4 protein-coding genes are annotated in these 4,547 nt (G+C 69.3%); 3 read left to right on the forward strand and 1 reads right to left on the reverse strand.

The genetic code is table 11. The annotated features are described in order from the left end of the window. Positions 1 to 160: 160 nt before the first annotated feature. Positions 161 to 1,789: a GMC family oxidoreductase gene (locus AC1DOC_RS20480; protein ID WP_478079559.1), complete on the reverse strand. Its 1,629-nt coding sequence runs from the start codon at positions 1,787 to 1,789 to the stop codon at positions 161 to 163. Between the two features lie 138 nt (positions 1,790 to 1,927). Between AC1DOC_RS20480 and AC1DOC_RS20485 the strand changes: the two genes are divergently transcribed. From AC1DOC_RS20485 to AC1DOC_RS20495, 3 genes are all read left to right on the forward strand, one after another. After that, on the forward strand, positions 1,928 to 2,833 hold the full coding sequence (locus AC1DOC_RS20485; protein WP_478130383.1) for a LysR family transcriptional regulator: 906 nt from the start codon (positions 1,928 to 1,930) through the stop codon (positions 2,831 to 2,833). 148 nt (positions 2,834 to 2,981) lie between these two features. Further along, positions 2,982 to 4,148 carry an MlaE family ABC transporter permease gene (locus tag AC1DOC_RS20490; protein ID WP_478079561.1) on the forward strand — a complete coding sequence of 389 codons (1,167 nt, stop codon included), beginning with the start codon at positions 2,982 to 2,984 and terminating at the stop codon, positions 4,146 to 4,148. Beyond that, positions 4,145 to 4,547, forward strand: a 403-nt coding sequence (locus AC1DOC_RS20495) for an ATP-binding cassette domain-containing protein (protein ID WP_478130384.1), incomplete at its 3' end; no start/stop codon positions are given. The genes AC1DOC_RS20490 and AC1DOC_RS20495, both read left to right, overlap by 4 nt.

Consider the following 4,547-nt stretch of genomic DNA (forward strand, 5'->3'; position numbering starts at 1 on the left):
GCGAACCGACAGCGCGCCCAGGTGCACAGAGCATCGGGTGCTCCCCGCAGCGAAATCAAGGAGGAGGCCGCAGGCCGGGGGACATTCGCGGAGGGGAGTACCCGGTGATCTGTGCACACGCCCCGAACAAGAACAACAGCGCCAAGAACAAGAGAGCGCCTCAGCCGTTCGCCTCCAGAATCCACCCCGCGGCCTTCTCGGCCATCATCAAGGTAGGACTGTTCGTATTGCCGCTCGTGATGGTCGGCATCGCGCCCGCATCGACCACGCGCAGCCCCTGCACGCCGCGCACGCGCAGCTTCGAGTCGAGCACCGCCATCGGGTCGCCGTCCGCCCCCATCTTGGTGGTGCCGACCGGATGGAAGATGGTGGTCGCGATGTCGCCGGCCAGGCGCGCCAGGTCTTCGTCGCTCTGGTATTGAACGCCGGGCTTCCATTCCTCCGGCTTGTACTTGGCAAGCGCCGGCTGCGAGGCGATGCGGCGCGTCACGCGCAGCGAATCGGCCGCCACCTTGCGGTCTTCGTCGGTGCTCAGGTAGTTGGGCGCGATCGCGGGCGCATCCTGGAAGCGCTGGCTCTTGATGCGCACGCTGCCGCGGCTCGTGGGATTGAGATTGCACACGCTCGCGGTAAAGGCCGGAAAGCTGTGCAGCGGATCGCCGAAGGCATCGAGCGACAGCGGCTGCACGTGGTATTCGAGATTGGGCCACTCATGCTCGGGCGAACTGCGCGTGAACGCGCCCAGCTGCGACGGCGCCATGCTCATCGGCCCGCTGCGCTTCATCAGGTATTCGAGGCCGATCTTCGCCTTGCCGACCATCGACGAGGCCAGCACGTTCAGCGTGGGCGCGCCGTTGATCTTGTAGACCGCGCGGATCTGCAGGTGGTCCTGCAGGTTGGCGCCGACGCCGGGCGCGTCGAGCACCACCTCGATGCCGTGCTGGCGCAGCAGCTCGGCCGGGCCGATGCCCGAGAGCTGCAGGATCTGCGGCGAGCCGATGCTGCCCGCGCACAGCACCACCTCGCGCGTGGCATGGGCGATGACCATCTCGCGGCCGTCCCACACCTGCACGCCGGTGCAGCGCCGGCTGCCGTCGGGCTGGGTCTCGACGATCAGCTTGGTCACATGCGCGTTGACCCACATCTCGAAGTTGGGCCGGCCATAGCAGACCGGCCGCAGGAACGCCTTGGCGGTGTTCCAGCGCCAGCCGTTCTTCTGGTTGACCTGGAAATAGCCGACGCCTTCGTTGCTGCCGCGGTTGAAGTCGGTGCTGTGCGGCACGCCGGCCTGCACCGCGGCCTCGGCAAAGGCGTCGAGGATGTCCCAGCGCAGGCGCTGCTTCTCCACCCGCCATTCGCCGCCGGCGCCGTGCAGCTCGTCGGCGCCGAGGTAGTAGTCCTCGTGCTTCTTGAAATCGGGCAGCACGTTCTGCCAGCGCCAGGCGTCGTCGCCCGTGAGCTGCGCCCACTGGTCGTAGTCGCGCGACTGGCCGCGCATGTAGATCATGCCGTTGATGCTGGAGCAGCCGCCCAGCGTCTTGCCGCGCGGATAGCGCAGCACGCGGCCGTTGAGCCCCGCGTCGGGCTCGGTGCTGTAGAGCCAGTCGGTGCGCGGGTTGCCGATGCAGTAGAGGTAGCCCACCGGAATGTGGATCCAGTGGTAGTCGTCCTTGCGGCCGGCCTCGATCAGCAGCGTGCGCTGCTGCGATTTGCGGGTCAGCCGGTTGCACATCAATGCGCCGGCCGTGCCGCCGCCGATGACGATGTAGTCGAATGTGTTGTCGCTCATGGCGCTGGCTTGTCTCCGGAGGTCGACGGTATTTCTTGTGCTCATGGGCCCGGTGAGGGGCTTCGGCCGGCAGTTTCTCCCAAGCCATGCGCAAAAAGCCAATGATTTCGGCGCGGTTGGCATATAAATCGTTCTTATATGACTGCCGCCGCCTTGGACCTCCAGATTCTGCGTGCCTTCGTGCTGGCGGCGCGCGAGGGCAATGTGTCGCGCGCGGCCGAGCGGCTGCACCTGACGCAGCCGGCGGTGAGCCTGCAGCTCAAGCGCCTGGCGGAGGAAACCGGGCTGCAGCTCTTCACGCGCACGCCGCACGGGCTGGCGCTCACGGCCGATGGCGCCGCGCTGCTGCCGCAGGCCGAGCGCGTGCTCGCGGCCGTGGGCGACCTGCAGCAGGCCGCGCGCAACCTGCAGGGCACGGTGCGCGGGGCGCTGCGCATCGGCACCATCCTCGACCCGGAGTTCACCCGGCTCGGCATGTTCCTGCGCGAGCTGGTGGAATCGGCCCCGCAGATCGAGACCGAGCTGCGCCACGGCATGAGCGGCACGGTGCTGGCCCAGGTGCTGCGCGGCGAGCTCGACGTGGGCTTCCACCTCGATGCGGACGAGGGCGATGCCGCCACGCCGGCGCCGCTCGCGGCGCGCACGCTCACGCGCTTCACCTACCGCGTGGTCGCGCCCGCGGGCTGGGGCCCGCAGGYGCTGGGCCGCGACTGGAAGGCGCTGGCCGCGCTGCCCTGGCTGGCCACGCCGCCCGAGTCGGCGCACCACCGGCTGCTGGAAAAAGTGTTCGGCCCGCTCGGGCTGTCGCCGCGCCGCGTGGCGCTGGTGGACCAGGAGGCCTCGATGCTCGACCTGCTGAAATCGGGCGTGGGCCTGAGCCTGCTGCGCGACTCGATCGCCATCCGAGAAAGCCAGTCGCACGGCCTCGTGATGGCCGACCGCGTGCAGCTGGACTGCGCGCTGCGCTTCGTCTCGCTGGAGGCGCGGCGCAACGAGCCGGTGATCGCGAGCGCATGGAACGCGCTCGCGCGGGCCTGGAACTGAGCGGAAAAGGGTTACGAATGACCGGCGAAACGGCGTTCCGCCCTACGCGAAGCGGCGCCGCGGCGCACCGGGAATGTCGACTCATCCGGTTACGATGCGCCCTTCCGCACCGCCTCTTTCTTCTTACTTCGCCCCCTACCGCCGCATCATGTCCCTAGCAACCCCGCCTGCCGACGCACCCGCCGCCGACAGCGTGTTGCCCCGCATCGACGAGCGCGAGCAGGACGGCCGCAGCTGGACCGTCGCCAGTGGCCGGTGGACCACGCTGGCCATGTCGTCGCGCAGCGCGTGGCAGGCGCTTTCCAAGGACCTGGCCGGCGCGCCCCCCGCCGACGGCCGCGCCTGGGACCTGCGCCCGATCGAGCAGCTCGACCACATCGGCGCGCAGCTGCTGTGGGACCACTGGCGCCACCGCTGGCCGGCCACGCTGGAGATGTCGCCGCAGCACAAGGCGGTGCTCGACCAGGTGGCGCAGTTCACCGTGGGCACGCCCGAGGAGCCGCCGCCCACGCTGGCCGAGCGGCTGCGGCATTTCTCGCACACCGGTGCGCGCGGGCTGGAGGTGGTGCGCGACTTCGTGGGGCTGATCGGCCAGCTCGCGCTCGACGCCTGCACGCTGCTGCGGGCGCCGCACCGCGGGCCGTGGCGCGATTTCTCGGGGCATCTTTACCAGTTCGGCGCCACCGCGCTGCACATCACGGCGCTGGTGGGCCTGTTGATCGGCGTGGTGCTGGCCTACCTGATCTCGCAGCAGCTGCGCCAGTACGGCGCCGAGGCCTTCGTGGTCAACATCCTCGGGCTGTCGCTGATCCGCGAGCTCGGGCCGGTGCTGGCCGCGGTGCTGATCGCGGGCCGCTCGGGCTCGGCCATCACGGCGCAGATCGGCGTGATGCGCGTGACCGAGGAACTCGACGCCATGCGCGTGATGGGCATTCCGCACGGCTTCCGGCTGGTCATGCCGCGCGTGATGGCGCTGGCCATCGCGATGCCGCTGATCAGCCTCTGGACCTCGATGGCGGCGCTCCTGGGCGGCATGCTCGCAGCCGACGCCGCGCTCGATATTTCGCCGGCCTACTTTCTCTCGGCACTGCCGCGCGCGGTGCCGATCTCGAACCTCTGGCTCGCGCTCGCGAAGTCGGCGGTGTTCGGCATTTTGATTGCGCTGATCGGCTGCTACTTCGGCATGAAGGTCAAGCCCAACACCGAGAGCCTGGGCCGCGGCACCACCTCGTCGGTGGTGACCTCGATCACCGCGGTGATCCTGGTCGACGCGCTGTTCGCGGTGCTGTTCAAGGGCGTGGGGTTCCGGGCATGAACGACTCTTCGGTCGTCGTCGACATCCGCAAGCTCTGGACGGTGTTCAAGAGCGCCGACGGCGAGGTCGTGGTGCACCGCGACCTCGAGCTGCGCATCGAGCGCGGCGAGGTGCTGTCGCTGGTGGGCGGCTCGGGCACCGGCAAGACGGTGCTGCTGCGCCAGATCCTCGGCCTCGAGAAGCCGACCAAGGGCACGGTCGAGGTGCTGGGCCAGGCGCCCGGCGAGCTCAGCGCCAAGGGCGCGGCCAACGTGGGCATGCTGTTCCAGCACGGCGCGCTGTTCTCGGCCTTCAGCGTGCTCGAGAACATCGCCTTTCCGCTGCGCGAACTCAAGCTGCTGCCCGACGAGCTGATCCGCAACGCGGCGCTGGTCAAGCTGCAGATGGTGGGCCTGGAGC

The organism is Variovorax sp. 01T439_2 (genome assembly GCF_056398445.1).